1 protein-coding gene is annotated in these 1,579 nt (G+C 62.9%); it reads left to right on the forward strand.

The features are described from left to right. A partial coding sequence (locus tag EN935_RS35285; RefSeq protein ID WP_245489133.1) for an EAL domain-containing protein occupies window positions 1–1,579 on the forward strand: 1,579 nt, incomplete at both ends.

Here is a 1,579-nt window from a genome sequence, read left to right on the forward strand (position 1 = left end):
CCATCGACGGGCTCAACGTGCCGATTATCGGCACGAAGGAGCTCATCACCTGCGACAACACCGATTTCATCCACACCGGCAATGACGCGGACCGCTCCGGCTTCATCCTTTCGGTCCCGGTCTTCGGCGGGGATGGCAACCTGCGCGGCTCTGTCTCGGCGATCATGCTTACCTCGGCGCTGCGCAAACTGTTGCCGAGCAGCGACTATGTCATCGTCAATTCAGGCTACGGCTTTGAATCCGACCAGCACAAGATGTCGACGGCGCTCGCGGCGGATTCCCGTGCCTTCACGGCGGCCGACCCCAATCTGATCTATTCCGAAGTCATCCCGCTCTCGCTCAACGATCCCAGGAGTGCATGGCGTCTCTGGGCCGGTTTCCCCAACAGCCGGTTCGACAGTAACCTGGACGTCCAGTCCGTGCATGAATTCGAACTGGCCGGTTATGCGGCGGTCGCGGTGGTCACGCTGCTGGCGCTGGCCTGCTGGTATGCGATCGGGCGGACGATGACGATGCAGGTCGAGGCAGCCGAGACCCTGGAGCGGCGGGTCGAGGAACGCACCGCCGAGATCCAGCACCTGGCCACGCATGACATTCTCACCGGCCTGCCCAACCGAGGCCTGCTGGCTGAAACGATGGACGAGGCATTGAGAAGCCTCAGGGACGGCGAGAAGCTGGCCGTCCACTGCGTCGACCTCGACCGTTTCAAGCCGGTCAATGACACGCTCGGCCATCCGGTCGGCGACGAGCTGCTCGGTGCGGTGGCGAAGCGGTTGAAACACCATGCCGGCGAAACCGCCATGGTGGCGAGAATTGGTGGGGACGAGTTCGTCATCCTTCAGCTCCTGCTCGACGGTAACGACGAGGCCGGCGTGCTGGCAAGCCGCGTCATTCATGCCCTGTCCGACGAATTCTCCATCCATGGCCACAAGATCAACATCGGCGGCAGCATCGGCATCGCCGTCTTCCCCGACGACGGGCAAAATTCTGAAACCCTTATTCGCAATGCCGACCTTGCCTTGTACAAGGCCAAGATGGAAGGCCGCGGGACCTGCAGGTCGTTCGAGCCAGGAATGGACGCGAGACTGCAGGAGCGGCGCCAACTCGAATCCGAGCTGGCACTCGGCGTGAAAAAAGAACAGTTCGTCCTGCACTATCAACCGCTGCACGACGCAAAGACCTCGCAACTCACCGGCTTCGAAGCGCTGGTGCGATGGAACCATCCGCGCCTCGGCCTGCTGCCGCCGTCGGAGTTCATCCAACTGGCCGAGGAGACGGGCGTCATCGACGCGCTTGGCGAGTGGATCCTGCGGCGTGCCTGTACCGACGCCGCGAAATGGCCCCTGCCCGTCAAGGTCGCGGTCAATCTCTCGCCGGCCCAGTTCAAACAGCAGGGGCTGTCGCTTCAGGTTGCCGCGGCGCTCGCGGCGTCGGAGCTGCTGCCGTCGCGGCTCGAGCTGGAGATCACCGAGTCGGTGCTGCTGGCGAACAACGAAAACACGCTAAACACGCTGCACGGCCTGCGCGACCTCGGCATCTCTATAGCAATGGACGATTTCGGCACCGGCTATTCCTCGCT

Origin of the sequence: Mesorhizobium sp. M7D.F.Ca.US.004.03.1.1 (genome assembly GCF_003998635.1) — a bacterium.
Classification (GTDB): Bacteria; Pseudomonadota; Alphaproteobacteria; order Rhizobiales; family Rhizobiaceae; genus Mesorhizobium; species Mesorhizobium loti.